This window comes from Neisseria sp. HMSC067H09, from assembly GCF_001814135.1.
Taxonomy (GTDB): domain Bacteria; phylum Pseudomonadota; class Gammaproteobacteria; order Burkholderiales; family Neisseriaceae; genus Neisseria.
The window spans coordinates 49,439-76,340 of record NZ_KV814946.1 but is presented as its reverse complement, the minus strand read 5'-3'; the positions used below and the strand labels follow the sequence as shown (position 1 = coordinate 76,340).

General features: G+C 50.3%; 25 protein-coding genes, 5 tRNA genes, 1 other RNA gene, 2 pseudogenes and 1 riboswitch. Of the genes and pseudogenes, 14 read left to right on the top strand and 19 right to left on the bottom strand.

The features are described from left to right. Window positions 1-52 precede the first annotated feature (52 nt). The 5 genes from HMPREF2954_RS10325 to plsX all read left to right on the top strand — a co-directional run bounded on the left by HMPREF2954_RS10325 (window position 53) and on the right by plsX (window position 2,816). Window positions 53-553: a YceD family protein gene (locus tag HMPREF2954_RS10325; protein WP_003776445.1), complete on the top strand. Its 501-nt coding sequence runs from the start codon at window positions 53-55 to the stop codon at window positions 551-553. A gap of 34 nt (window positions 554-587) precedes the next feature. Further along, window positions 588-767, top strand: coding sequence for a 50S ribosomal protein L32 (rpmF, locus tag HMPREF2954_RS10320; RefSeq protein WP_003744026.1), 180 nt, complete (start codon window positions 588-590; stop codon window positions 765-767). Between the two features lie 159 nt (window positions 768-926). Then, entirely contained in the window at window positions 927-1,454 is a 528-nt protein-coding gene (locus HMPREF2954_RS10315) for a phosphoribosyltransferase (protein ID WP_029609809.1), read from the top strand. Between the two features lie 112 nt (window positions 1,455-1,566). Continuing rightward, complete coding sequence (locus HMPREF2954_RS11945) at window positions 1,567-1,746, top strand: hypothetical protein (protein ID WP_082054511.1); 180 nt, start codon at window positions 1,567-1,569, stop codon at window positions 1,744-1,746. Continuing rightward, window positions 1,743-2,816 carry a phosphate acyltransferase PlsX gene (plsX, locus tag HMPREF2954_RS10310; RefSeq protein ID WP_045073170.1) on the top strand — a complete coding sequence of 358 codons (1,074 nt, stop codon included), beginning with the start codon at window positions 1,743-1,745 and terminating at the stop codon, window positions 2,814-2,816. The genes HMPREF2954_RS11945 and plsX overlap by 4 nt, the downstream gene beginning before the upstream one ends. A 405-nt stretch (window positions 2,817-3,221) precedes the next feature. Here plsX and glyS read toward each other — a convergent pair whose 3' ends face one another. Then, the gene (glyS, locus tag HMPREF2954_RS10305; protein ID WP_045073167.1) at window positions 3,222-5,285 is read right to left on the bottom strand and encodes a glycine--tRNA ligase subunit beta; all 2,064 of its coding nucleotides are present in this window, start codon (window positions 5,283-5,285) and stop codon (window positions 3,222-3,224) included. 116 nt (window positions 5,286-5,401) lie between these two features. Then, window positions 5,402-6,298, bottom strand: coding sequence for a glycine--tRNA ligase subunit alpha (gene glyQ / locus HMPREF2954_RS10300; protein WP_003744037.1), 897 nt, complete (start codon window positions 6,296-6,298; stop codon window positions 5,402-5,404). Window positions 6,299-6,486: 188 nt separating this feature from the next. On the opposite strand from glyQ, the gene HMPREF2954_RS10295 reads away from it, so the two are divergent. Further along, the gene (locus tag HMPREF2954_RS10295; RefSeq protein WP_003744040.1) at window positions 6,487-7,281 is read left to right on the top strand and encodes a 3'-5' exonuclease; all 795 of its coding nucleotides are present in this window, start codon (window positions 6,487-6,489) and stop codon (window positions 7,279-7,281) included. Window positions 7,282-7,636: 355 nt separating this feature from the next. Here the strand turns inward: HMPREF2954_RS10295 and HMPREF2954_RS10290 are convergent. From HMPREF2954_RS10290 to HMPREF2954_RS10270, 5 genes are all read right to left on the bottom strand, one after another. After that, a tRNA-Asp gene (locus tag HMPREF2954_RS10290) sits at window positions 7,637-7,713 on the bottom strand. Window positions 7,714-7,745: 32 nt separating this feature from the next. Continuing rightward, a tRNA-Val gene (locus tag HMPREF2954_RS10285) sits at window positions 7,746-7,821 on the bottom strand. A gap of 40 nt (window positions 7,822-7,861) precedes the next feature. Continuing rightward, window positions 7,862-7,938: transfer RNA gene (locus HMPREF2954_RS10280), tRNA-Asp, on the bottom strand. 32 nt (window positions 7,939-7,970) lie between these two features. Beyond that, a tRNA-Val gene (locus HMPREF2954_RS10275) sits at window positions 7,971-8,046 on the bottom strand. 72 nt (window positions 8,047-8,118) lie between these two features. Continuing rightward, complete coding sequence (locus HMPREF2954_RS10270) at window positions 8,119-10,107, bottom strand: monovalent cation:proton antiporter family protein (protein WP_045073165.1); 1,989 nt, start codon at window positions 10,105-10,107, stop codon at window positions 8,119-8,121. A 256-nt stretch (window positions 10,108-10,363) separates the two neighbouring features. On the opposite strand from HMPREF2954_RS10270, the gene HMPREF2954_RS11940 reads away from it, so the two are divergent. Continuing rightward, the gene (locus HMPREF2954_RS11940; RefSeq protein ID WP_082054510.1) at window positions 10,364-10,831 is read left to right on the top strand and encodes a YchJ family protein; all 468 of its coding nucleotides are present in this window, start codon (window positions 10,364-10,366) and stop codon (window positions 10,829-10,831) included. Between the two features lie 554 nt (window positions 10,832-11,385). Here the strand turns inward: HMPREF2954_RS11940 and rpsI are convergent. The 6 genes from rpsI to HMPREF2954_RS10240 all read right to left on the bottom strand — a co-directional run bounded on the left by rpsI (window position 11,386) and on the right by HMPREF2954_RS10240 (window position 14,433). Further along, window positions 11,386-11,778 (bottom strand): 30S ribosomal protein S9, encoded by a 393-nt coding sequence (gene rpsI / locus HMPREF2954_RS10265; protein ID WP_003744048.1) that lies wholly within the window; start codon window positions 11,776-11,778, stop codon window positions 11,386-11,388. Between the two features lie 9 nt (window positions 11,779-11,787). Then, window positions 11,788-12,219, bottom strand: coding sequence for a 50S ribosomal protein L13 (rplM, locus tag HMPREF2954_RS10260; protein WP_003744049.1), 432 nt, complete (start codon window positions 12,217-12,219; stop codon window positions 11,788-11,790). 260 nt (window positions 12,220-12,479) lie between these two features. Further along, a non-coding RNA gene (gene ssrS / locus HMPREF2954_RS10255) (6S RNA) lies at window positions 12,480-12,659 on the bottom strand. Window positions 12,660-12,666: 7 nt separating this feature from the next. Further along, on the bottom strand, window positions 12,667-12,969 hold the full coding sequence (locus tag HMPREF2954_RS10250) for a cell division protein ZapA (protein ID WP_003744050.1): 303 nt from the start codon (window positions 12,967-12,969) through the stop codon (window positions 12,667-12,669). A 9-nt stretch (window positions 12,970-12,978) separates the two neighbouring features. Further along, window positions 12,979-13,302: a hypothetical protein gene (locus HMPREF2954_RS10245; protein ID WP_045073161.1), complete on the bottom strand. Its 324-nt coding sequence runs from the start codon at window positions 13,300-13,302 to the stop codon at window positions 12,979-12,981. Window positions 13,303-13,443: 141 nt separating this feature from the next. Then, window positions 13,444-14,433 carry an NAD(P)H-dependent glycerol-3-phosphate dehydrogenase gene (locus tag HMPREF2954_RS10240; RefSeq protein ID WP_045073158.1) on the bottom strand — a complete coding sequence of 330 codons (990 nt, stop codon included), beginning with the start codon at window positions 14,431-14,433 and terminating at the stop codon, window positions 13,444-13,446. A 329-nt stretch (window positions 14,434-14,762) separates the two neighbouring features. Here HMPREF2954_RS10240 and HMPREF2954_RS10235 point away from each other — a divergent pair. Together HMPREF2954_RS10235 and thiC are read left to right on the top strand one after the other, a co-directional pair. Then, window positions 14,763-15,953: pseudogene (locus HMPREF2954_RS10235) on the top strand (cytochrome-c peroxidase). 213 nt (window positions 15,954-16,166) lie between these two features. Further along, window positions 16,167-16,266: riboswitch (TPP riboswitch) on the top strand. A gap of 91 nt (window positions 16,267-16,357) precedes the next feature. Then, entirely contained in the window at window positions 16,358-18,259 is a 1,902-nt protein-coding gene (thiC, locus tag HMPREF2954_RS10230) for a phosphomethylpyrimidine synthase ThiC (protein ID WP_045073155.1), read from the top strand. Between the two features lie 370 nt (window positions 18,260-18,629). Here thiC and rpmA read toward each other — a convergent pair whose 3' ends face one another. Further along, on the bottom strand, window positions 18,630-18,902 hold the full coding sequence (gene rpmA / locus HMPREF2954_RS10225) for a 50S ribosomal protein L27 (protein ID WP_002212328.1): 273 nt from the start codon (window positions 18,900-18,902) through the stop codon (window positions 18,630-18,632). Window positions 18,903-18,927: 25 nt separating this feature from the next. Next, window positions 18,928-19,236, bottom strand: coding sequence for a 50S ribosomal protein L21 (gene rplU, locus HMPREF2954_RS10220; protein ID WP_003763980.1), 309 nt, complete (start codon window positions 19,234-19,236; stop codon window positions 18,928-18,930). Window positions 19,237-19,498: 262 nt separating this feature from the next. On the opposite strand from rplU, the gene HMPREF2954_RS10215 reads away from it, so the two are divergent. The 5 genes and pseudogenes from HMPREF2954_RS10215 to HMPREF2954_RS13115 form a co-directional block, all read left to right on the top strand. After that, the gene (locus HMPREF2954_RS10215; protein WP_009312837.1) at window positions 19,499-20,473 is read left to right on the top strand and encodes a polyprenyl synthetase family protein; all 975 of its coding nucleotides are present in this window, start codon (window positions 19,499-19,501) and stop codon (window positions 20,471-20,473) included. A gap of 5 nt (window positions 20,474-20,478) precedes the next feature. Continuing rightward, entirely contained in the window at window positions 20,479-20,925 is a 447-nt protein-coding gene (locus HMPREF2954_RS10210; RefSeq protein WP_019271144.1) for a DUF441 domain-containing protein, read from the top strand. Between the two features lie 4 nt (window positions 20,926-20,929). After that, window positions 20,930-21,004, top strand: a tRNA-Arg gene (locus tag HMPREF2954_RS10205). Window positions 21,005-21,220: 216 nt separating this feature from the next. Continuing rightward, window positions 21,221-22,405, top strand: coding sequence for a 5-demethoxyubiquinol-8 5-hydroxylase UbiM (ubiM, locus tag HMPREF2954_RS10200; RefSeq protein WP_045073143.1), 1,185 nt, complete (start codon window positions 21,221-21,223; stop codon window positions 22,403-22,405). Between the two features lie 55 nt (window positions 22,406-22,460). Further along, window positions 22,461-22,580: pseudogene (locus HMPREF2954_RS13115) on the top strand (IS5/IS1182 family transposase); the annotation flags it as partial. A gap of 72 nt (window positions 22,581-22,652) precedes the next feature. On the opposite strand, the gene rpmG reads toward HMPREF2954_RS13115, so the two are convergent. The 4 genes from rpmG to HMPREF2954_RS10180 all read right to left on the bottom strand — a co-directional run bounded on the left by rpmG (window position 22,653) and on the right by HMPREF2954_RS10180 (window position 26,194). Next, window positions 22,653-22,808: a 50S ribosomal protein L33 gene (rpmG, locus tag HMPREF2954_RS10195; protein ID WP_003684373.1), complete on the bottom strand. Its 156-nt coding sequence runs from the start codon at window positions 22,806-22,808 to the stop codon at window positions 22,653-22,655. 28 nt (window positions 22,809-22,836) lie between these two features. Beyond that, the gene (rpmB, locus tag HMPREF2954_RS10190; protein ID WP_002216391.1) at window positions 22,837-23,070 is read right to left on the bottom strand and encodes a 50S ribosomal protein L28; all 234 of its coding nucleotides are present in this window, start codon (window positions 23,068-23,070) and stop codon (window positions 22,837-22,839) included. A 276-nt stretch (window positions 23,071-23,346) separates the two neighbouring features. After that, the gene (locus HMPREF2954_RS10185) at window positions 23,347-24,876 is read right to left on the bottom strand and encodes a DHA2 family efflux MFS transporter permease subunit (protein WP_045073138.1); all 1,530 of its coding nucleotides are present in this window, start codon (window positions 24,874-24,876) and stop codon (window positions 23,347-23,349) included. A gap of 187 nt (window positions 24,877-25,063) precedes the next feature. Next, complete coding sequence (locus HMPREF2954_RS10180) at window positions 25,064-26,194, bottom strand: HlyD/EmrA/EmrK family protein (protein WP_029609817.1); 1,131 nt, start codon at window positions 26,192-26,194, stop codon at window positions 25,064-25,066. Window positions 26,195-26,902: the final 708 nt, after the last annotated feature.

The window sequence follows — 26,902 nt, the reverse complement described above, 5'->3', positions numbered from 1 at the left end:
TTTGCTTAAAAATATTGACGTTAGACTGTCGAAATTATATCATACCCCGTTTATGTCAGACCCTAATTTGATTGACCCAGAAGTTTTCGCCTCCGAAAAGCAGACCCTGCAAGGCAGCTTCCTGCTTGAGGAATTGGACGAACGAGTCCGTTCGCACGATTATCCGGCCGACAAACAGACCAAAGTGTCGTTTACGCTGAGCGGCGGACGCGACCGACTGCAGCGTTTGTTTCTCGATTTGAACGTCAAAGCCGATATGCCGCTGATTTGCCAACGATGTATCCGCCCCATGCCGTTTACGCTCGACGAAACCAGCCGTATTGTTTTGTTCGCCAACGAAGAGGACTTGGATGAAGCAATGCTTGCCGACGAAGAGTTGGAAGGCATGCCGATTGAGAAAGAACTCGACGTACGCGGGTTGGTGGAAGACCAAATCCTAATGTCGCTCCCCTTCTCCCCGCGCCACGAAAACTGCGACAATGCCGCGCTGGAACAAGTCAATCAGGACAAACCCAACCCTTTTGCTGTTTTAGCAGGTTTGAAAAGCAGTTAATCAGGACACAGTTTTATTTATCTAGGAGCTTGAAATGGCCGTTCAACAAAACAAAAAATCCCCTTCCAAACGCGGTATGCACCGCTCTCACGACGCTTTGACCGCGCCTTCTCTGTCTGTTGACAGCGTAACCGGCGAAGTACACCGCCCGCACCACATTTCCCCCAACGGTATGTACCGCGGCCGTAAAGTAGTGAAAGCCAAAGGCGAATAATCTTATTCGACTGACTGAAAAAGCCAGAATATTGCCATGCAATGCTGGCTTTTTTACATTACATCCGAACTGCCCGACTCCATGCCTGCTCATACTTCAAAATGCAGCACAAAATCCTTGCAGTTCAAACTGATACACCCCATTGAATCGGGAATCGCCATGAAACAGAAAATCTGGTACACCTACGACGACATCCACCGCGTTATCAAAGCGTTGGCGGAAAAAATCCAAAACTCCGGCGTCAAATACGATGCCATGATCGCCATCGGCGGCGGCGGCTTCATCCCCGCCCGTATGCTGCGCTGCTTTTTGGAAATCCCGATTTACGCCGTAACCACCGCCTATTACGACAGCGACAACGAAGGACAGGTAACGGAAGAAGTCAAAAAAGTCCAATGGCTCGACCCCGTGCCTGACGCGTTGAAAGGCAAGAATGTGCTCGTAGTCGATGAAGTCGACGACAGCCGCGTGACCATGGAATTCTGCCTGACCGAGTTGCAAAAAGAAGATTTCGGCACCATCGGTGTTGCCGTCCTGCACGAAAAAATCAAAGCCAAAGTCGGCAAAATCCCCGAAGGCATCCCCTACTTCAGCGGCCTTACCGTAGAAGACTGGTGGATCAACTACCCTTGGGACGCACTCGACATCGACGAACACAACCGCCTTGCCGCCGAAGGCAAAAAATAAGCCCGCGACGGAGAAGCCCGCCTTCTCCCGAAACGGTAAAAGCGAAATCCGTAGAACACCGACAAAACGAGATTTTGCCTCTTTTCAGCGCATCTTCATAAAACGCATTAGAATGTGGAACGCAACCCTTCAATCCGAAGCCCACGACCACACATACACCCCTTTTCAGACGACCCCGTACCGCGTATCGCAAAAAGGTCGTCTGAAACCGACTGTGAAGCCGAACAAACCCACAGAGGCAGCCGACACCGTCCCTCTTCCGCTTCACAGCACAAACCGGAGAACAACATGATTACATTGGCCGTAGATGCCATGGGCGGCGACTCAGGTCTCGCAGTTACCGTCCCCGGTGCACTTGCCTTTTTGAAACAGCAGCAAGACGTACACCTCATTATGGTCGGCGACGAATCCGCCGTCCGCCAAGCCCTCTCCGCAGCCAACGCGCCGATGGAGCGCATTACCGTACTCCATGCCTCCGAAGTCGTCGGCATGGACGAAGCCCCTCAGCTTGCCCTGAAAAATAAAAAAGACTCCTCCATGCGCATTGCCATCAACCAAGTCAAAGAAGGCAACGCGCAAGCCGCCGTATCCGCCGGCAACACCGGCGCGCTCATGGCAACCGCCCGCTTCGTCCTCAAAACCATTCCCGGCATCGACCGCCCCGCCATCGCCAAGTTCCTGCCCTCAGACAGCGAACACCTGACCCTCGCCCTCGATTTGGGCGCAAACGTCGACTGCACGCCTGAGCAGCTCGTACAGTTCGCCATCATCGGCAACGAACTCTTCCAAGCCCTCTACCCGCAAAAAGGCAGCCCGCGCGTCGGCCTGCTTAACGTCGGCACCGAAGACATCAAAGGCACGGACACCGTCAAACAAACCTTCAAACTGCTCAAAAGCAGCAAACTGAATTTCATCGGCAACATTGAAAGCAACGGCGTCCTGTACGGCGAAGCCGACGTGATTGTCGCAGACGGCTTTGTCGGCAACATCATGCTCAAAACCATCGAAGGCGCGGTCAAATTCATGAGCGGAGCCATCCGTCAGGAATTCCAACGCAACCTGTTCAACAAAATGGCCGCCGTCGCCGCCCTCCCCGCCCTGAAAGGCTTGAAAAGCAAACTGGATCCGCGCAAATTCAACGGCGCCATTCTGCTCGGCCTGCGCGGCATCGTCATCAAAAGCCACGGCGGCACAGACGATGTCGGCTTCAGCTACGCCTTAGAAGAAGCCTACCACGAAGCAAAATCCGCCAGCCTGTCGAAAATTGAACAAGGTGTCGCCGAACAATTCGCCGCATTGGAAGCGATTAAGGCGGAACAAACCGCTCAAGAAGCACAGCAAGCCGAAGAAACCAAAGTTTAAGGCCTATCTGCGCAAATCCTCCAAGCGTGTTTGCCACATAGCGAAAGGGTCGTCTGAAATCCGTTTTCAGACGACCCTTTGAGTTTGAATCATTCAAAGTCAATCATGTATAGTCAATCAACGTTTAATTATAGTGGATTAAATTTAAATCAGGACAAGACGACGAAGCCGCAGACAGTACATATAGTACGGAACCGATTCACTTGGTGCCTCAGCACCTTAGAGAATCGTTCTCTTTGAGCTAAGGCGAGGTAACGCCGTCCTGGTTTAAAGTTAATCCACTATAAATCCGTTACCTACCACCTACCCCACAACCGCAAACCTGAAACAATCAAAAAGGTCGTCTGAAAACGTTGGGCAAAGCTGCTTGTCCGTTTTCAGACGACCTTTGTTTACGGCTATATATTATTCACCCAAGAGCGCAATATCCGCTACCGCGTTCATCTGTTCTGCCAAACGGTTCAGCAAATTCAGGCGGTTTTGTTTTACGGCGGGGTCTTCCGCCATCACCATTACGCCGTCGAAGAAGGCATCGACTTGCGGTTTGACGGAAGCCAGTTCGGACAAGGCCGTCTGAAAATTGCCTTCGGCAACGGCGGCGGCGATTTTCGGCTGCAAGTCTTGTGCGGCAGCATACAGGGCTTTTTCTTCGTCTTGTTGCAGCAGGCTTTCATCGACTTCGCCCAACTCGGCATCGGCTTTTTTCAGCAGGTTTTGCACGCGTTTGTTGGCGGCGGCGAGCGCGGCGGCTTCGGGCAGTTGTTTGAACGCGGCAACGGCTTGCAGTTTGGCGGTCAAATCGTCCAAACGGCGCGGCTGTTTGGCGAGTACGGCGGCGACGATGTCTTGCGGATAGTCGTTTTGCAGCAACACGGCAAGGCGCGCCTGCATGAAGTCGGCGGTTTCAGACGGCGTTTTCTCGTTGAGCAAACCTTTGGGAAAGCTGTCGAAGGTCGTCTGAATCAGCTCGTTTACGTCCAAACCATACTGCATCAGCATCCGCAAAATACCCAAGGCGGCGCGGCGCAGGGCGTAGGGGTCTTTGTCGCCGGTAGGAATCAGGCCGATGCCCCAAATGCCGACCAAGGTTTCCAGCTTGTCGGCCAGCGCCACGGCGGTGGCGACTTTGCCGTTCGGCAGGTTGTCGCCGGCAAAACGCGGTTGATAGTGCTGCTCGACGGCTTCGGCGATTTCTTCGGTTTCGCCGTCTAAGCGGGCGTAGTATTTGCCCATCGTGCCTTGCAGTTCGGGGAACTCACCGACCATTTCGGTCACCAAGTCGGCTTTCGCCAAACGCGCGGCGCGTTCGGCTGCGGCGGCATCTGCGCCCAAAGCTTTGGCGATGTGGGCGGCGATGCTTTGCAGGCGTTCGATGCGTTCGGCTTGCGAACCGATTTTGTTGTGGTACACCACGTTTGCCAGCTTGGGCAGGCGGCTTTCCAAAGTCGCTTTCTGGTCTTGCTTGTAGAAGAATTCGGCATCAGACAGGCGCGCGCGCAAAACGCGTTCGTTGCCTTGGATGATGTGCGACGGGTCTTCGGTTTGCAGGTTGGAGACCAGCAGGAAGCGGTTCATCAGCTTGCCGTTTTGGTCGAGCAGCGGGAAGTATTTTTGGTTTTGCTGCATGGTCAGAATCAGGCATTCCTGCGGCACGGCGAGGAAATGTTCTTCAAAACCGGCTTCCAATACCACAGGCCATTCAACCAGCGCGGTCACTTCGTCCAGCAGGGCTTCATCGGCGGCTACGGTGGCTTTCAGACGACCTGCCTGCTCGTTCAAAGCCGTCTGAATCACGGCTTTGCGCTCGGCAAACGAAGCAACGACTTTGCCTTGCTCGCGCATTTGTGCGGCGTAGCTGTCGGCGTTTGTAATAGTGATTTCGCCGCTGGACAGGAAGCGGTGTCCCAAGGTTTGATTGCCGCTTTGCAGACCCAAAACGCTGACGTTCACGATGTCGCCGCCGTGCAGCACAATCAGCCCGTGAACGGGGCGCACGAAGGTAAACGTGCTGCTGCCCCAACGCATTACTTTCGGAATCGGCAGTTTCTTAACGGCTTGATTGATAATGTCTTCCAAAAGTTCGCCCAACGGTTTGCCGGTTTGGATGTATTCGTAAGCGTACACATCCTGCTTGCCGTCGTGGACGATGGTCAAGTCTTCGATTTTCGCGCCTGCGCCGCGTGCGAAACCTTCCAAAGCCTTGGTCGGCGCACCATCTTTCATGGCATTCGCCACGGCAGGGCCTTTTTTCACGATTTTCTGATCGGCTTGAACGGCTTTCACGTTTTTAACTTGAACGGCCAAACGGCGCGGCGAGGCGTAGGCGGTATATTCGGCTGCGCCGTCAATCAGTTGCGCTTTTTCCAAGCCTTCGGCAACAGAAGCGGCGAAGTGGTTGCCTAAATTATTCAGGGCTTTGGGGGGAAGTTCTTCGGTAAGGAGTTCGATTAAAAGGGTTTGGGTTGTCATGTGAGACTTTCTGTTTGTCCGTAGGCGCTGCTTATAAATCCTGCATATGCCGTACGGCCTGTATTAATGGATACGCAATAAAGGTCGTCTGAAAACCTGTTTCAGACGACGTATCGTTATTTTTTAATCAACGGGAAGCCCAGTTTCTCGCGGCTTTCGACGTATTTCTGCGCTACGGTGCGGCTGAGGGCGCGGATGCGGCCGATGTAAGTGGCGCGTTCGGTAACGGAAATGGCGCCGCGTGCGTCTAAGAGGTTGAAAGTGTGTCCGGCTTTGAGGACAAGCTCGTAGGCGGGCAGGGCGAGGCTGGCGTTTTCTTCGGCGAGCAGGCGTTTGGCTTGCGCTTCGTAGTCGTTGAACTGGCGCAGCAGCCAGTCGGCATCACTGTATTCGAAGTTGTAGGTGGATTGTTCGACTTCGTTTTGGTGGTACACGTCGCCGTAGGTGACGGTGTTGCCGTCCAGCGTTTTTGCCCAAACGAGGTCATAGACGTTTTCCACGCCTTGCAGGTACATCGCCAAGCGTTCGATGCCGTAGGTGATTTCGCCGAGTACAGGCGTGCAGTCGATGCCGCCGACTTGTTGGAAGTAGGTGAACTGGGTCACTTCCATGCCGTTGAGCCAGACTTCCCAGCCCAAGCCCCATGCGCCGAGGGTGGGGTTTTCCCAGTCGTCTTCAACAAAGCGGATGTCGTGGACTTTTGGGTCGATGCCCAATTCGCGCAGGGAGTCGAGATAGAGGTCTTGGATATTGGCGGGAGCGGGTTTGAGGGCGACTTGGAATTGGTAATAGTGTTGCAGGCGGTTGGGGTTGTCGCCGTAGCGGCCGTCTTTGGGGCGGCGGCTGGGTTGGACGTAGGCGGCAAACCAAGGCTCTGGGCCGAGCGCGCGCAGGCAGGTGGCGGGGTGGGAAGTACCGGCGCCGACTTCCATGTCGAAAGGTTGGATGACGGTGCAGCCTTTGTCTGCCCAGAATGTTTGCAGTTTGAAGATGATTTGTTGGAAGGTGAGCATGGCTTATGGTTCGAATTGGGATAAAAGGGGGATTTTACTGTTTTGACGGTGTTTTGGGTAGGTGTACAGGCAGATGGAATGGTGGGGCGGCGGTGTGATTTGACTGTCAATAAATGCGGAAACATGCCACAATGCCGTTATCCTGTTGTCTGTTTTAATCTGTTTTGATTGAATTTGAGGAGTCGCCCATGACCCCGATTTTGGCTTTCGATATTGAAACCGTACCTGATGTGAACGGCATCCGCCTGTTGTACGACCTGCCTGCTTCTTTGCCGGACGACGAGGTGGTCTTGTTCGCCCAGCAGAAACGCCGCGCCCAAAACGGCTCTGACTTTATGCAGCACCACCTGCACCAAGTAGTCGCCATTTCCTGCTGTATGCGTTGGGGGCAGGACAAAATCCACGTCGGCACCATAGGCGAAATGCACGACAGCGAAGAGGAAATGATCGCCAAATTTTTCGACCTTATCGAAAGCCATACGCCGCAATTGGTCAGTTGGAACGGCGGCGGCTTCGATCTGCCCGTCCTGCATTACCGCGCGCTGATACACGGCATTGCGGCGGCGCGTTATTGGGATATGGGCGAGGGCGATTTCGGCGACAGCCGTGATTTCAAGTGGAACAACTACATCAGCCGCTACCACAACCGCCATTGCGACCTGATGGATCTGCTCGCCCTGTACCAACCGCGTGCCAATGTGCCGCTGGACGATATGGCGAAACTTTGCGGCTTCCCTGGCAAACTGGGCATGGACGGCAGCAAAGTTTGGGAGGCGTTCCACGCAGGTCGTCTGAAAGACATCCGCGATTATTGCGAAACCGATGCGGCAAACACTTATTTAATGTTCTTGCGCTTCCGCCTGATGAGCGGCGCTTTGGACGCGGACGAGTATGAAGTGGAAGTCAAACGGCTGAAGCATTACCTGACCGGACAGGCTCAGGACAAGCAGCATTGGAACGAGTTTGTCGCCGCGTGGCGTTAAACGTCAGGCTTGGAAAGTCTATCGTTCCTACCAATCATAAAGGTCGTCTGAAAAGCATAATCCGGTATGGATTTCTGTTTTTCAGACGACCTTAAACAAAATTAGAACCTACAATGGTTTAACTTCAAACCAAAACAACGTTACCTCACCTTAACTCAAAGAGAACACGATTTACTAAGGTTCGAAAGCACAAGGTAATCAACTGCAGACTCTCTATACAGCCGACCACTTCTCTACCCTATCCTGCTTTAAAGTGAAATCTCTATAAGATGTCGCCTGAGGCCCAATAGCAGCCCTCTCCACGTTCGTTTCTTACACGTAAAAAATACCGGCAAAAGCCGGTATTTTTAAAATTTGGCGCGGCGGACGGGGCTCGAACCCGCGACCCCCGGCGTGACAGGCCGGTACTCTAACCAACTGAGCTACCACCGCGCATCATTGTTTTGCAACAATGAAAGGAAACTTGGTGGGTGATGACGGAGTCGAACCGCCGACATTCTGCTTGTAAGGCAGACGCTCTACCAACTGAGCTAATCACCCGAAAATAAAAAATACCGACGATGTCAGTATTTTTGAAATTTGGCGCGGCGGACGGGGCTCGAACCCGCGACCCCCGGCGTGACAGGCCGGTACTCTAACCAACTGAGCTACCACCGCGCATCATTGTTTTGCAACAATGAAAGGAAACTTGGTGGGTGATGACGGAGTCGAACCGCCGACATTCTGCTTGTAAGGCAGACGCTCTACCAACTGAGCTAATCACCCTTGTCGCTGCATTTGCGAAGACGCTATTAAATCAAAAAAGCATCCGCCACGCAAGCTTTATTTTTCAGTGTATCAGGTATTTCCTTGCAAACTCCAGTTTTCAAAAGAAATAATTTCCTCTTGTCGGCCTGCGACGACCAAAATATCATTTGGTTGAAGCTGGAAATCCAAGTCGGGGTTTTCTATCCTGCTTGTGTTTCGGCGGATAAATAGAAGTTTGATGCCGGCGTTATCCAAAGGCAAATCACGGATGGTCTTGCCGATGGCGTAGGCTTCGCCGGTCAGGGGGAAGGCGTGGCGGCATATGGATTTGCCTTCTTCACCGAATCCGTTTTCATCATCGCTGCCGACAAACAAGCCTTCCAGAGAGGCGTAGCGGCTGTGTCGGATGTTGGTAATGGTTTGATAAACGTGGCTGTATGTCGCGCCATTGCCCAACATGGCGTAGCTTGCCAGCACTAAGCTAGTTTCTTTGGTATCGGATACTGCTTCTTCTGCGCCCATATCTGTGAAGATTTTAACGTAATCGTCATTGGTCGCCCGAACATACACAGGCATACTCGGATGCAAGGACATGATATTGTCGAGAACATGCTGAGTTTCGTGCATATTGTTCAGGGTAATAACCACCATTTTGGCGCGTTCCAAACCTGCGGCTTCCAAGACTTCCCGCCGCTTGGCATCGCCGAACGAAACTGGCTCGCCCGCATTGCGCGCCACCTGAACCCTGCCGATATCAAGGTCGAGGGCGAAGTAGGGGATGTTTTCCTGAGCCAAGACGCGTCCGACGGTCTGACCGCCGCGTCCGAAACCGATAATCAGGACGTGGTCGGATTTGCTCATGGTTTCTACCAACATGCTGTGCAAATCCAATGCCTTCATATCCCAGCTTGATTTGACAAAACGGCTGACGATAGCATCGCTGCTTCCCAAGATAAATGGGGCGATAATCATGGACAACAGAATCGCTGCCGTAGCCGCCTGTTCCAGCTCTGGCGACACCATATTGATTTTGCTGGAGATGTTTAACATCACAAAACCAAATTCGCCACCTTGTGCTAAATAGAGGGCTGTTTTCAAGCTGTCCGCAATCGGATGCTTCATATGCAAAGCGATGAAAAAGACGACCAATGCTTTCAATACCAGCAGGATTGCCAGCAAAATCAGAATCTGCTGCCAGCCGCCGATTAAAGCCTGGATATCCAGTTTCATGCCGACCGTGATAAAGAAGAAACCAAGCAGAATATCGCGGAACGGGCGGATGTCGTCTTCCACCTGAAAACGGTATTCCGTTTCCGAAAGCAGCATACCGGCGACGAATGCGCCCAATGCCATCGACAAGCCTTCCAGTTCGGTCAGATAAGCTACGCCTAAGGTTACCAGCAAGACGTTGATCATGAACAATTCAGACGACTTGCGTTTGGCGACCATTCTGAACCAGCGCGACATCACCTTGCTACCGACGACGAATAATACGCCCAGCGTGACCAGCATTTTCAATCCGGCAAGACCGAGCGCCGCCCACAGGCTGCCTTCATCGCCCTTTCCTGACAACGCGGGAATCAGGATCATCAGTGGTACGACGGCAATATCCTGCATCAACAAGACGCCCATTGCCATTTGACCGTGCGGCTGTCCCAATTCGGTTTTCTCGGACAGGATGCGGCTGACGATTGCCGTGGACGACATGGTCATCGCCCCTGCTGCGGCAAACGCCCAATTAAAGCTGACGCCCATCAACATCAAAATGCCGATAATCGACAACATGGTCACAATGACCTGCAAACCGCCCAGCCCGAACACTAAGCGGCGCATGGCTTTGAGCTTGGGTAGGGAGAATTCGAGACCGATACTGAACATCAGGAATACGATACCGATTTCGCCCAGATAATCAGTAGCATGGCCTTGCGGAATCAGCTTCAACATACCCGGACCGGCGATAAAACCAACCAAAAGATAACCGAGCATGGAAGGAATGTTGAATTTACGGCAATAAATCACCGTAATGACGGAAACGAGGAGGACGATAACGATGGGTGCGAGGGAAAAAGTTTCGTGCATAGAGCGGGCGGCCTTGATGTTTGGCGGGAAATAACTGTTTTATTTATGGCAGACCGTCCGAGCGGACGCAGGAATAGCATTCCGGCATTGTCGGGACGGAGCTAAGGTATTGTATCAAAAAACCTTGTAAAATAATGTTCCTACGCAATAAATAATACCGAATAAATGAATATTTCGGATATTTTTTGTTCCAGACGACTTGCCAAATAGACTTTTATTCTCTCAATAAAATAAAAACATTAATAGGACATCCTCCATGCCCCCTACCCCTTGTCCATGTTCTTCTTCCCTACCCTACGCTGAATGCTGCCACCCTTTCCATACTCATCAATCTCATCCGCAAACTGCCGAAAAATTGATGCGCTCAAGATACAGTGCCTATGTGTTACATAATATTGGTTATATCGTTGCCACCACAGTTCCCTCCCAGCAAAATCTGCTGAATCAAGAAGAAATGCAGCAATGGAGTCAAGGAACCTTTTGGCTGGGATTAGAAGTAATCCACCATACCCTCATCGGCAAACGCCACGCCCAAGTTGAATTTAATGCCCATTTTCAAGATGGAGCTGAAACGGCATGCCATCATGAACTATCTACATTCGTCAATATTGACGGATACTGGTACTTTATTGATCCAACCGTTGCACTCCCGACAATGAAGCAAGCCTGCATCTGCGGTTCAGGAAAAAAATTCAAGGCATGCTGCGGACAATTTTTCAAATAAGGCGGGATACAAAATCACAAAGGTCGTCTGAAAATATATTTCAGATGACCTCTTCATCTTCATAAGGCAACATAAAAAACTTAGATAAAAAAAACCATTCATACCAAGGGAGAAGTATGAATGGCCAATACATTGCGGGAAAACGTCTTACTTGCTGCACCGCCCAAAAGGGATAAAAGAGCAGTGTGTGTCAGCACTTTGCATTATACAAGCCTTAGTATTAAATGCTGTTAAGAAGTGAAATTTTTTGAATAAATTGCTCAGAATGTAAGATAAACGTTAGTTTATTTGGATAAACGGTACATTTTCTATTATTCATATTAGTTAATTTACAACACTTCATTAAATGTAGCTTCATGAAATTAAAATTCACAGCAGCATCCCAAACATTTCTATTACATACCTGCATCTTAAAAACAGGCATCTCCTACTTATTGAAATCCATTTTTTGGAGAGGGTTTCATTATTCTTTTAATAGTTTCAATACTTAGATGTCACGAGCTTCACACAAAAAAGCCCTGCATTGCAGGGCTTTTTGAGATTCCAAAAACGAATTAACGTTTGGAGAATTGTTTTGCGCGGCGTGCTTTGCGCAGACCTGGTTTTTTACGTTCAACTTCACGAGCATCGCGAGTCACGAAACCGGCTTGAGACAAGGCAGGTTTCAGCGCAGCGTCGAAGTCGATCAGGGCGCGGGTGATGCCGTGACGGATAGCGCCGGATTGACCGGTTTCACCGCCGCCGATAACGTTGACTTTGATGTCAAACGCTTCAGCGTTTTCAGTCAGGACCAAAGGTTGGCGAACAACCATGCGGCTGGTTTCGCGGGCGAAGAATTCGTCAACGGGGCGACCGTTTACGATGATTTGGCCGGTACCTTTAGTCAGGAATACACGAGCCACTGAACTTTTGCGGCGGCCTGTGCCGTAGTAGTATTTACCGTTCATGTCGTGTCCTTATTTCAATTCCAAAACTTTGGGTTGTTGTGCGGCATGGGCGTGTTCTGCACCAGCGTACACTTTCAGTTTTTTAATCATGGCGTAACCCAATGGGCCTTTAGGCAGCATGCCTTTTACGGCTTGTTCCAAAGCACGACCCGGGAATTGCTCTTGCATTTCACGGAAAGTACGCTCGTAGATACCGCCGGGGAAGCCGGAGTGACGGAAGTATTTTTTGTCTTCAAATTTGGCACCGGTTACACGCAGTTTGTCCGCGTTGATGACGATGATGTAGTCGCCGGTGTCAACGTGGGGGGTGTATTCAGGTTTGTGCTTGCCACGCAGACGGTGTGCGACTTCGGCTGCAACGCGACCCAGAACTTTGTCTTGGGCGTCGATAACGAACCATTCGCGCTTCACCTCGTGGGGTTTCGCTGAAAAGGTTTTCATAGTGGAAATCCAGATAGATATAGAAAGTTGTGAATTTTAAAGATGGGATTGGCTTTTGTCAATCGGATTGGGGTCGTCTGAAAGTGTTTTTTCTATGATGGCGTTTTTATGCATTGGGAAATGTTGTTTTTAGGTTGGAAAACATTGCTGTTGATTCAAAATATCGGGATATGTTTTTTGATTTTAAGTTTGGTTTTTCAGACGACGTCGAAGCCGATGATAAATGAAAGCCATGCCGCAATCGGGCATGGCTTGATATGGGAATCCCCGCGAGAGCCGTTTTGGCTGAATCCGCTTGAACCTTGTTGACAAGGCGGTCACCTCGGGCAGTTTCGGGTGCATCTAAGGATAGACGCTCGCGCCCACTGCAACTCCCGGCAACCTTAAGCGAACTTATTGGTTCAAAGGAATATATGCCTTCGCGGACACCGCAGGGAAAAAGAAAAATCAGTTTTGTTCCAACCGCGCCAAAGCTTTTTGGCAGGCGTTGTTCATGTCGGTTATTTTACGCTCAAATTCACCTATTGCCAAATCGTCTTTGAGTGTGATTTTAAGGAGGTCGTGGACAACGTTGAGCGCGGTCATAATGGCGATTTTATCACTGCCGACAATGCGTCCGCTCTCTTTGATGGCGGCACTTTTTTTGTTGAGCATATCAACAGCTTGGAGCAGGGTATCTTTTTCTTCACTCGGGGTGTTGATGGTGAAATTGACATTCATGATGTCGAGGCTGACTTGTTCGATACTCATGGCGTGTCCTTATGATTGCGTTTCTTGCGGCAGGCGGGAAATGAGCTGGCGGATTTTTTCTGCAGTCTGCCCCAACGCGCTGCGGTATTGTTCTTTTTCGGCATTAAGATTGTCGATTTTGCCTTGAAGGTCTTCTTTGAGTTTGCCGACTTGCACGAGCAACGCTTCGCTCAATTCGTCAACGGCGGCTTCGTGTTCGCGCTTTTGTTGTTCATGCTCGAGCTTGAGGCGGTCGATTTCTTCATTAAGGCGGCGGTTTTCACCAACAAGGGTTTCAAATTTTTGGGCCAGCTGGTAAACGCTGACTTCCAAGGTGTCGAGTGATTGATTCATGTATAGGCTTCCGTATTGCCGCATGGTGGCAGGCGGTCAGGATATTAGGATGATGATGCAGGGATGTCAATCGCTGCCGAATCTTGAGGTCGTCTGAAACTTTTTAGCTTGATGTTTTCAGACGACCTTTGCCGTTCGATCTTACTCAAAGCGCGCGCTGCGCTCCATGAGCCTTTCTGCCACTTGCTGCGGGGTCATTTCCTTGCGGATGAGTTGCAGCAGGGTTTGGGTAATGGGCATATCGATTTGGTATTTCACAGCGGTGTTAAACACTTCTTCGATGGTGCTGACGCCCTCGGAAACATGGCCGATTTCCACTAACACTTGATGCAGTTCTTTGCCTTCTGCCAAACCCAAACCGACACGGCGGTTGCGCGAAAGCGCGCCGGTACAGGTCAGGATAAGGTCGCCGATGCCGGCAAGCCCCATCATGGTTTTGGGCTGCGCACCCATAGCCATGGCAAGACGGGTAATCTCGGCGAGACCGCGCGTCACCAGCGCCGCACGCGCATTGAGCCCGTATTCGAGACCGTCGGAAAGACCGGTGGCGATTGCCATCACGTTTTTGACGGCACCGCCGACAGCCACGCCGATAACGTCCGTGCTGCCGTAAAGGCGCATTACGTTGGTGTTGAGTTGCGGCACCAATTCCTCAATCCATTCCTGATTTTCTGAGGCGACAACCACGGCGCAAGGCAGTTGTTTGGCGAGTTCTTGGGCAAAGCTCGGACCTGACAGCACGCCGATTTTTTTGTTCTCAGGCAATACTTCTTTCAATACTTGGAAGGTCAATAGCCCTGTGTCTTGTTCAAAGCCTTTGCAGGCGGCAAGGACAGGGATATGGTCGGCATTGTGTTGTTTGAGGAGTTCTGCGCTGCTTCTCAAACCTGCGACAGAAGTTACGACAAGGACGAGCCCGCTGTCTTTGAGTGCATCACCCAAATCAGCGTAAACGGTTAAGGATTCAGGGAAAGGGAAACCGGGCAAGCCGTGTTTGTTTTCACGTTCTGCCTGCAATGTACGGACTTGTTCGGGATTGCGTGTCCAAAGGGCGACTTCGTTGCCGTGGCGGGCAAAGTGCAGGGCAAGGGCTGTACCCCAAGAACCTGCGCCGATGACGGTGATTTTCATTGTATGTCTTCCAACGGTAAATTGTCGTTTAATTTAAACCAATCGGCTTGGCAGTGCAAGCGATAGAGACCTATTCAACATGAAAAACGCATGGAGATGTAGGCAGCTATCGCATATATTGCCTATCACTATTGAAAAATTGATGTTGATTTACAGCAAAGGTCGAACCGTACTTACCGTCTATACTTCAGGGATAAAAAAGCCGGACATATCAAACGGACGCAAATAAAGCGAAATACCACTCCCTATTTTCGTCCGCCATCCATCACGGCAATTAACGGAAACGGTACTTATTCATAATAATATCCACTACAAAAAAGGAACACGCCATGAACTACCGCAACACCCGACTACTCCTGTCGCTTGCCGTTTTATCCGCATTGGCCGCCTGTGGCGGACAGGAAAGCAAGGAACAAAAACCTGCTTCCGCCCCGACCGAAGCCTCTGCCGTTCAGACGACCCCTGACGCTGCTTCGGCTGCCTCAGCAGCGTCGTCCCAAGCCGCCGTTGACAGCAATGCTTCTCCTGAAGATCAAGAGCTGCTCAAACGCGCACAAGGCATCTTCAAACCGCTGCCGAGTGCCGAAGAAATGCAGAAACTGCGCCCGTTTACTGAAGAACAAGTCAAACTCGGCCATCAATTATGATGGTATGAGCCACGCCTCTCCAAAGGCAATACCGTAAGCTGCAACTCCTGCCACAACCTCGCCACCGCAGGCGTGGACAACCTGCCGACCAGCCAAGGTCATAAAGGACAGTTCGGCGGACGCAACTCCCCGACCGCTTTAAACGCCGCCTTGCTCGGCATGCAGTTCTGGGACGGCCGCGCGGCCGACGTTGAAGAGCAAGCCGGCGGACCGTTGGTGAACCCTGTGGAAATGGCAAACGACTCACAAGAAGCAGCCGCTGCCAAAATTGCCAAAATCCCCGAATATCAAGAACTGTTTAAAACCGCCTTCCCCGAAGACGGCGCAGTTTCCTTCAAAAACATTACCGCCGCACTGGGCGCATTCGAACGCACCCTGCTGACACCGACCAAATGGGATGACTACCTCAAAGGCAACGTCAACGCCCTGAACGAGCAAGAGCGCAAAGGCGTGCGCGCCTTTATGGACAACGGCTGTATCGCCTGCCACAGCGGCGTCAACCTCGGCGGCGCAACCTTCCAAAAATTCGGTTTGGTTGAAGGACCGTACTGGAAATTCATCGAAGATCCGAAACACGACAAAGGCCGTGCCGACGTAACCAAAAAAGCTGAAGACGAATTCTTCTTCCGCGTACCAGGCTTGCGCAACGTCGCCAAAACTTATCCATATTTCCACAACGGCAGCGTTTGGGAATTGGACAAAGCTGTTACCATCATGGGTAAAGCGCAGCTGGGTAAAGACCTGACTCCGGAAGAAACTGAAAACATCGTTGCCTTCCTGAAAACACTGTCCGGCAGCGTTTCCGACTCCGCCCGCACCATGCCCGAACTGCCTTTGTCTGCGCCGATGGAATCCCATCCGAACAATAAATAAGCGGTAGATTTAGGGTAACGGAACCCGTTATCCTAAATTTGTGCCATACCAAACGTCGTCTGAAAAAGTTGTCCTGCTTTTCAGACGACGTTTCGATTTATGGAAACACAATATAGCTATCCCCTCGATATTCAAGCAATTCATTCCTTAAAATACCGATGTCAATCCTGTTAAGATTTCCAATAAACCCCAATCGTGGTTTATAATCCTTCTCTTACGAAACAGGGGTGCTGCCTGATGTTCAGGCGGCTGAGAAATACCCTTTACACCCGATCGGGATAATACCTGCGTGGGGAGTTTTCACGGATTCTGTCTTTCAGACGACCTTTTTTGATATGGGGTCGTCTGAAAAAGCAAAACGCTCCTGTTTCTTCTTTTCAAACGAGAAAACAGGAGCATTTTTTATGACTACGCCAAAGAAAACCGCCAAAACCTCCGGCAACGAAGCGCGTGAGCTTGCCGACTTGAGCGAAGACATCGGCATCCGCTTCAAATATCCGAACTCGGAACGCGTGTATCTGCAAGGCAGCCGCGACGACATCCGCGTGCCTTTGCGCGAAATCCGTCAAGACGACACCTACACGGCGCAAGGCACGGAAGCCAACCCGCCGATTCCCGTCTATGACACCAGCGGCGTATACGGCGATCCGGCGGCACACATCGACCTGAAACAAGGTTTGCCGCACGTCCGCACCGCATGGCTGGACGAACGCGGCGATACAGAAATCCTGCCCAAGCTTTCCAGCGAATACGGCATCGAACGCGCGCACGACCCGCAAACCGCCCATCTGCGTTTCAACCAAATCACCCGCCCACGCCGCGCCAAAGCAGGCAGAAACGTAACCCAGCTCCATTATGCACGCCAAGGCATCATCACGCCCGAAATGGAATTTGTCGCCATACGCGAACGCATGAAGCTGGACGAACTTTTCAGACGACCCGAATACGCCAAGCTCTTGAAACAGCACGCAGGGCAAAGTTTCGGCGCGAACATCCCGACCCATCCCGACCAAATCACACCCGAATTCGTGCGCCGAGAAATCGCCGCCGGACGCGCGATTATCCCTGCCAACATCAACCACCCCGAACTCGAACCGATGATTATCGGCCGCAACTTCCGCGTCAAAATCAACGGCAACTTGGGCAATTCCGCCGTAACCTCCAGCCTGACCGAAGAAGTCGAAAAAATGGTGTGGTCGCTGCGTTGGGGCGCAGACACGATTATGGATTTGTCCACAGGCGCGCACATCCACGAAACGCGCGAATGGATTATCCGCAACGCGCCCGTCCCCATCGGCACCGTGCCCATCTATCAGGCTTTGGAAAAAACCGGAGGCATCGCCGAAGATTTGACTTGGGATTTGTTCCGCGACACCTTAATCGAGCAGGCGGAACAAGGCGTGGACTATTTCACCATACACGCGGGCGTGTTGCTGCGCTATGTGCCGATGACCGCCAACCGCCTCACCGGCATCGTATCGCGTGGCGGTTCCATCATGGCGAAATGGTGCCTCGCCCATCATCAGGAAAACTTCCTCTACACGCATTTCGACGAAATCTGCGAAATCATGAAAGCCTACGACGTGTCGTTCAGCCTCGGCGACGGCCTGCGCCCCGGCTGCATTGCCGATGCCAACGACGAATCCCAATTTGCCGAGCTGCACACCTTGGGCGAATTGACCGCCAAAGCGTGGGAACACGACGTACAAGTCATGATCGAAGGCCCCGGCCATGTCCCGTTGCAACGCGTCAAAGAAAACATGACCGAAGAGCTGCAACACTGCTTTGAAGCGCCTTTCTACACACTCGGCCCGCTCGTTACCGACATCGCCCCCGGCTACGACCACATCACTTCGGGCATAGGCGCGACCAATATCGGCTGGTACGGCACAGCCATGCTCTGCTACGTTACCCCGAAAGAGCATCTCGGCCTGCCCGACAAAGAAGACGTGCGCACCGGCATCATCACCTACAAACTCGCCGCCCACGCCGCCGACCTTGCCAAAGGCTGGCCGGGCGCACAGTTGCGCGACAACGCCCTGAGCAAGGCGCGTTTCGAGTTCCGCTGGCGCGACCAATTCCGCTTAAGCCTCGACCCCGAACGCGCCGAAAGCTTCCACGACGAAACCCTGCCCGCCGAAGGCGCGAAAATCGCCCACTTCTGCTCAATGTGCGGCCCCAAATTCTGCTCGATGAAAATCACGCAGGAAGTGCGCGACTACGCTGACAAGCAAAAAGCCCAACGGCAGGGCATGGAGGAAAAAGCGGTCGAGTTTGTGAAGAAAGGGGCTGAGATTTACAGTTGATAAAAAGGTCGTCTGAAAAGTTTTCAGACGACCTTTTGGTTTTATTGGAAACCTGAAATTTTGGGTATATAAACCGATCTGCTTCATTTTTGCTGCAGTACCTATCCTCCGCAGCTATTCTCAGACAGGCAGGAATTCATCAAAATTCCAAGAAACAGGTATTTGAAAAAGGTTTCCGGAATTCAAAAGCAAATTCTCGCCACAATTTGTCCTTATGCAGAAAGAGACTGAATGACGGCTGATGACAGGTGTCGTATCAAAAACCAAATGACCCAGCTAATGCCGATCTGTAAAACCACTCAACCCATACAAACAAAAAAGCCGTATTCCCTAAGAAATACGGCTTTTTCAATATCACGACAAACTCGGATTATTCTTCAGAACCGGTGTAAGGACGGATGCTGACCGTTTTACGGTTCAGCGCGCCTTTGGTTTTGAATTCAACATAACCGTCAACTTTGGCGAACAAAGTGTGGTCTTTGCCCATGCCTACGTTGTCGCCGGCGTGGAATTTGGTACCGCGTTGGCGGACGATGATGGAACCTGCCGGAATCAGCTCGTTGCCGTAGGCTTTTACGCCCAAGCGTTTGGCTTCTGAATCGCGACCGTTGCGGGTGCTACCGCCTGCTTTTTTACTTGCCATTTGTAATACTCCTAAGTTTCAAAAATTAGGCGATTGCCACGATTTCGATTTGGGTGAAATTTTGGCGGTGGCCTTGGCGTTTTTGGTAGTGTTTACGGCGGCGCATTTTGAAAATGCGTACTTTCTCGCCGCGACCATGAGCTACTACTTTAGCTGTTACTTTTGCGCCTTCAATGAAAGGAGCGCCAACTTTTACAGATTCGCCGTCAGCAATCATCAAAACTTCGGTCAGTTCGATTTGGCTGTCGAGTTCGGCTGGTATCTGTTCTACTTTCAATTTTTCGCCAACGGCAACTTTATATTGTTTGCCGCCGGTTTTTACGACCGCGTACATACTCAACTCCATGAGAATTATGGTTAATATCCCGCACACCATTGTGCGAAACGTAGCATTCTATTGCTATTTGCCTGTTTTGTCAAAGTTTATTTCGTTTGTGGGGTCAGAGTCGTCTGAAAGATGTGTCAAACGGGCTTTGCTGCTATAATCGCGCGTTGGATTGCCGATATTTTTTATGCGGCAATATTATTTCCGCCTTATACCCAACCCATTTATTTATACGGCAAGCCTGCTTCATTTTGCCGACTGAGAATGTGTTATGCTCGAAAACCTGCCTTATTTCCAACGCCATCTGCCTGAAGACCTTTCACGGGTCAATGAGGTGATCAACCAAGCGGTTCAGTCTGATGTTGCGCTGATTTCGCAAATCGGTACTTATATTATCAGCGCCGGCGGTAAGCGTCTGCGTCCAATTATGACGATTTTGGCAGGTAAGTCGGTCGGTTATGATGGAGATAAGCTGTATGCTTTGGCGGCAATGGTGGAATTTATCCACACTTCAACCCTGCTGCATGACGATGTTGTCGATGAAAGCGATTTGCGCCGCGGACGCGAAACGGCGAATAATCTGTTCGGCAACGCGGCGGCGGTGTTGGTCGGCGACTTTTTGTATACGCGCGCTTTCCAATTGATGGTTGATTCCGGCAGTATGCGCATTTTGGAAGTCATGGCGGATGCAACCAATATTATTGCCGAAGGCGAGGTCATGCAGCTGATGAACATCGGCAATACCGATATTACTGAAGCGCAATATGTTCAAGTGATTCAATATAAAACGGCCAAATTGTTTGAAGCGGCCGCGCAGGTTGGTGCGATTTTGGGCAATGCGTCCCCCGAACATGAGCAGGCGTTGAAAGACTACGGCATGTATGTCGGTACAGCGTTCCAAATTATTGATGATGTTTTGGATTATTCGGGCGAAACCGAAGAAATCGGTAAAAACGTCGGCGACGATTTGGCAGAAGGCAAACCGACTTTGCCGCTGATTTATCTGATGCGCAACGGTTCGAAACAAGTGGCGGACGATGTGCGCCACGCTTTGGAAAATGCGGATCGCGGCAGTTTCCAAAAAATCCATGATTATGTTGTCCATTCCGATGCGCTGACTTATTCGATTTCCGAAGCACGAAAAGCCGTTGAGCAAGCTGTGGCTTCTTTGGCAGTATTGCCCGACAGCGAAGTCAAGCAGGCGATGATTCAGTTGGCTGAGGAATCATTGGCACGGGTTTCTTAAATCCGATGAATTTCAATTTCGTCCCGATGTTTTTGGTGACGCTGATTTTTCTCGGCGTCGTCAGCAACAACAACTCGATTACGATTTCAGCAGCAATTTTGCTGTTAATGCAGCAGACTGCTTTGTCGCAATATATTCCTTTCATGGAAAAACACGGCTTGCATTTTGGGATTATTTTGCTGACAATCGGGGTTTTAAGTCCACTGGTTTCAGGGAAGGTTCAAATTCCACCGCTGTCGGAGTTTGTCAATTTTAAAATGATTGCCGCCGTATTAATCGGCATCCTTGTCGCCTGGCTGGCAGGGCGCGGCGTACCGCTGATGAGCGAACAACCTGTTTTGGTAACAGGTCTTTTGATCGGTACGGTTATCGGTGTGGCGTTTATGGGCGGCATTCCGGTCGGTCCGCTGATTGCCGCAGGATTATTATCGTTTATTGCAGGAAAAGTTTAACACGCTCGCCATAGTTCAACGGATAGAACGTATGCCTCCTAAGCGTAAAATACAGGTTCGATTCCTGTTGGCGAGGCCATCACTGCAAAATATGTCGTATTGAATACCCACCATCTGCAATCCGGCATTACCGAATTCTTGATTTACATTAAGACCAAAGTAAAATTTCCCCCAGTCATTTGCATCTCTCTTTTTTCTCCATCTATTTTGCTATAATCACACCCAGTTCTTTTTTCAGACGACCTTACTCCAAGATCCCCTGAACCTCCATTTCATCAAATAAAAAGGATGCCTTATGAGCTTACACAGCGATATTCTCGTCGTAGGTGCGGGACCGGCAGGACTCAGCTTTGCAGCCGAACTGGCCGGAAGCGGTTTAAAAGTTACCCTGATTGAAAAAAGCCCCCTGGAGGTTTTGCAAAATCCGCCTTACGACGGCAGGGAAATCGCGCTAACCCACCTGTCCCGCGAAATTATGCAACGCTTGGGCATGTGGGATTTGATTCCGAAAGACGAAATTTACCCCTTACGCGATGCAAAAGTCTTGAACGGGCAGTCCGATTACCAACTCCACTTCCCGCAACCGACCCAAGCGCGCGGCGAACCTGCCGACTGCTTAGGTTATCTGATTTCAAACCACAATATCCGCAAAGCCGCTTATGAAGTCGTATCCAAACTGGAAAACGTTACCATTCTGACCGGTACGGGCGTCAAAGAAGTCAAAACTTCCGAAGATGAAGCCCAAGTCATCTTGGAAAACGGCGAAGTTTTGAGCGGCCGCCTACTCTTGGCAGCAGACAGCCGTTTTTCCCAAACCCGCCGACAACTGGGCATTTCCTCCGATATGCACGATTACAGTCGCACCATGTTTGTCTGCCGCATGAAGCATACCCTGTCCAACCAGCATACCGCTTACGAATGCTTCCACTACGGCCGCACCATCGCCCTGCTGCCCTTGGAAGAACATCTGACCAACACAGTCATTACCGTCGATAGCGACAAGGCAGACACCATCAAAAAAATGTCTCCCGAAGAATTGGCAGCCAGCGTCAAAGAGCAACTCAAAGGCCGTTTGGGCGACATGGAATTGGTCAGCACCATTCACAACTACCCCTTGGTCGGCATGATTGCCCAACGCTTCTATGGCAAACGCAGCGCCTTAATCGGCGACGCCGCCGTAGGTATGCACCCTGTTACCGCACACGGTTTCAACTTAGGTCTATCCAGCGCGGACCTCTTGGCAAAACTGGTTCTCGAAGCAGAACAACGCGGTCAAGACATCGGCGCCACCAGCCTGCTGGAAAAATACAGCACCAAGCATATGCTCCATGCCCAGCCGATTTACCACGGCACCAATATGCTGCTCAAACTCTTTACCAATGAAACCGCGCCTGCCAAAATCCTGCGCGGCTTGGTATTGCGCGCCAGCAACAACTTCCCGCCGCTGAAAAAACTGATTACCAAACAACTGACCGGCTAATCCGTTTAAACACATCAAAAGGTCGTCTGAAATGCTTTTCAGACGACCTTTTATATATAGTGGATTAACTTTAAATCAGGACAAGGTGACGAAACCGCAGACAGTACAGATAGTACGGCAAGGCGAGGCAACGCCGTACTGGTTTAAAGTTAATCCACTATATTTTCCACAGCAACTTTGAACATATAAGGTTCCAAATAAAAAAGCCCCTATCCGACAGAGGCTTTTCCATTTTCCAGAAACCGGATTATTTCAATTTGGTTTCTTTGTAAATAACATGTTTACGGGCAACCGGATCAAATTTTTTGATTTCCAATTTACCGGGCATAGTGCGTTTGTTTTTGGTAGTGGTGTAGAAATGACCAGTACCAGCACTGGATTCCAGTTTGATTTTATCGCGCATTGCAGTAATCCTTAATTAACGGTTTAAATTAAGCTTCGCCGCGAGCACGCAAATCAGCCAATACGACATCAATGCCTACTTTGTCGATGGTACGCAATGCAGCGTTAGAAACGCGCAGGCGAACCCAGCGGTTTTCACTTTCTACCCAGAAACGACGTGATTGCAAGTTAGGCAAAAAACGACGTTTGGTTTTGTTGTTGGCGTGTGATACATTGTTGCCAGACATCGGGCGCTTACCGGTCACTTTGCAAACTCGTGCCATGGTTAGTCTCCAAACTTCTAAAATAGTAAAACGCGATTTATACCATAAAAAACAGCGTTAGTTCAAGCATTTTGACAAAAAACCGACTGCCTGTCGGGATAAATCTTCCAAATGTTGTTTTCGCGAAACGCTTTGACCGCGAAATGAATGAGGCGAAATTATAGCGGATTTCCAAAGCTTCTGCATATGAAAAGGTCGTCTGAAACTGTCGTTACCGTTTTAAGACGACCTTTTCTCTCGAATTAGCGATTCCAGTTCCTTCCGCAGCAACACTCATCAATGCCCTCCTCCGCCTCCGTCGTGATGGAAAGGCGGCTTCGCCAGCCAAATAATGGGAATCATGATAATGAACAAGATACTGCCCGCCAAAAATATCTCATTCGAGCCAACGATAAAACCCTGTTGGGTAATGGTACTGTTTATCAGACCGACTGCCTGCTCTCCGTTCAAACCCGCTTCCGCCATCTGACGGACTGCTTCGGCGGTATCCGGAGAATACGGCGTGATATGTTCGGTCAGTTGCGTATGATGTAAAGCCTCCCTCCGCTCCCACATGGTACTGACGACAGACACACCGACACCACCCATAAAGACACGCAGAAAATTCGACAAACTGCTTGCCGATGCGATTTGCGGACCTTTCATGTGCGACAGAGTAATGGTAGTCAGCGGCAGGAAGAACATGGCCACACCCAAACCCTGCCAAAACTGCGGCCAGACAACGTTGCTCATGTCCATTCCTGCATAAAAATCCGTCCGCCAATGAAAAGTAAAGGCAAACATCAAAAAACTACCGGTAACCAACAGGCGCATATCGATTTTATTGCCGAACCGCCCTATCAAAGGAGATAGGAAAATCGGCAGAAATCCGATAGGCGCAGCCGCCAATCCCGCCCATGTGGCGGTATAACCGAGGTTGGACTGCAACACCAGCGGCAAAAGCGTCAACGTGCCCATATACACCATAAACCCGAGCGAAGTCGTCAAGACGCCGATGGTGAAGTTGCGGTTTTTAAACAAAGACAAATCGACAATCGGATATTTTTCATCCAATTCCCAAACGATGAAATAAGTCAGACATACTGTTGCAATGACTGCCAATACGATAATTTCACCCGATGCGAACCAATCGAGCTCTTTCCCCCTGTCCAACATCATTTGCAACGAGCCGATACCGACGATCATCAAAATCAGCCCCGTGTAATCAATAGGCGTTTTAACCGTATCGGTTTCACGGTCGCGCAGTTGCTGCCAGGCAATTAACGCAGACAAAATGCCGATGGGAATATTGATGAAGAATATCCAACCCCAATGCCAGTTGTCCGAAATCCAGCCACCGAAAATCGGCCCTAAAACAGGGGCGACCACGACTGTCATTGCCCAGAGTGCCAATGCCAAAGTCCGCTTCTCCGGCGGGTAAGATGCCATCAGGAGGCTTTGGGACAAAGGAATCAGCGGTCCTGCGACAAAACCCTGCAAAATACGGAAGAACACCAAGGTTTGCAAATTCGGTGAAATACCGCACAGCCAAGATGTAATCACGAAGCCGATGACCGATCCGACAAACAGCCGCACTTCACCCACCCGCTTCGCAAGAAACCCTGTCAGCGGTACGGAAATGGCATTTGCCACGGCAAATGATGTAATCACCCACGTTCCCTGAGTCGTTGCCGCACCCAAATCACCGGCAATAACGGGGACGGCAACATTGGCAATCGTCGTATCCAATACTTCCATAAAGACGGCAAGGCTCAGCGACAATGTAACCAAGACCAACCTGATGCCTGTCAACGGCGGATAATTCATCAAAATCTTCCTTCACTGCCGACATTGCCATTCCCGCTTTTAACCTAGGCGGGGTTTGCCGTATCGACTTTCTCTTGAAACAGAATGAGCAAGTCCCTCATCCTGATCGCACTACTTATTTCACTAATTTGCCGGATATGAACGTTTCAGACGACCTGTCGGGATACCGAAGGTCGTCTGAAACAGGTTATTTGGCGTATTTTTCAAAAATCTTATCGATTAATGCATTAGCCGCCGCCCAATCTACGCTGTCCGTTTCCGGGGCTGCCGAATTTTTCACGGCGGCCGCCGTCATCGGCTTGCCCGAACCCGCTTCGGCAATATCGACTTTGACTGTCATAGAAAGACCGACGCGCAAGGGGTTTGCTTTCAATTCGTTAGGATCCAGGCTGATTCTGACCGGTACACGCTGAACGACTTTAATCCAGTTGCCCGTTGCGTTTTGCGGCGGCAAAAGTGAAAACGCGCTGCCCGTCCCTGCGGACAAGCCCATGACTTTACCGTGGTAAACCACTTTTTTACCGTACAAATCGGCAGTCATTTCCACAGGCTGTCCGATTTTCATTTTCCGTAATTGCGATTCTTTGAAATTGGCATCCACCCACAAATCCGTCAGGGGAACAACTGCCATCAGCGCCGCGCCTTGCGAAATTCTCTGTCCGACTTGGACATTGCGTTTGGCAATCTGCCCGCCCATAGGCGCGCGGATTTGTGTACGCTGCAAATTCAGCCAGGCATCTTTAATCTTGCTCACTGCTGTTTGAACGGCAGGTTGCTCGCGCACTGGAATATTGTTACCCAACGCAGCCTGAGCCGAAGCCTCTTCCGCTTCCACTGCTTTCAATGCTGCTTGCGCCTGAACGACCGCCGCCCGGGCATGACTCAACTCCTCACCGGAAATGGCATCCGTACCGGACAGGGCCTCCCGGCGCCGCAAATCTGCCTGAGCGCGTGCCAAATCGGCTTTACGCAGCAACACTTGCGCTTTCGCCTGGGAATTGACTGCCGTCTGCTGCTTGTTTTGACGGATTGCCTGAATCAGCTCGTTTTGCGCCCTGTCATACGCCAGCTGGAAATCACTGTCGTCCAGAGTAACCAAAACATCGCCTTTTTTCACAACATCCGTGTCGTCAAACATGACTTTGCGCACTGTCCCGCCGACTTGCGGCGTAATCTGAACCAAATATCCCGCAACATATGCGTCTTCAGTTGTTTCTTCGTGCTGCCAAAACAAAACATAAGCAAATGCCACGCCAATAGCCGCCAAAACAAATAGCAGCGTAACCACTGCCATATTCCGCTTGCGCCTGTTCGGCATTTTGACCGGTTTGCCCGATGTGCTGGGAGTTTGCCCGCCGTTTGCTGACTTTGTTTCCATGATTTAATTTACCCGAGTATTAAACTAATAGGCTTTCTACAAAACTAACATCCGAATCTTGGATAAATCCGTAGCCGCTCCGATTTACCTTGATTTCAAAAACAAGATCAATCTAAGGATTCGCAAAAAACCTAATATCGAATATTATTTTATGTTTATTAAATAATAATATCTTATTGATTTAATTTAAACGTCAAATAAGATATAGGGAACCGGGCATTCTATATCCGCACCATTACTCAATCAAGTAACTATTTTAAATGAAATATGACAAACCATCCCTTTAATAATTTATTGTCATTTTTATTTACTCAATAGAATGATTATTAAAGAATAATTTACAGGCATTCTAATCCCATACGGAATGTAAAACATATCTGAATTACGTTTCATTGTTGCTTACTTACCTCTTTTAATTTCTCATGAAACTATTTCAATATTTCAAATTAACATAATAAACATTTATTCCTAAAATTTAACTTTTTCCTGAGTCGGGAAAGTATCTGTTTCATAACCTTGCTTTTAAGCTGAAAAACATCCCCTACCCTCTTAGTTCTCTTCCAAATAACAAAGAAAAGCATAAGATCGTCTTTCCAAACAAAGAGGTCGTCTGAAACCTATCTTTCAGACGACCTCTTTTCTATTTCA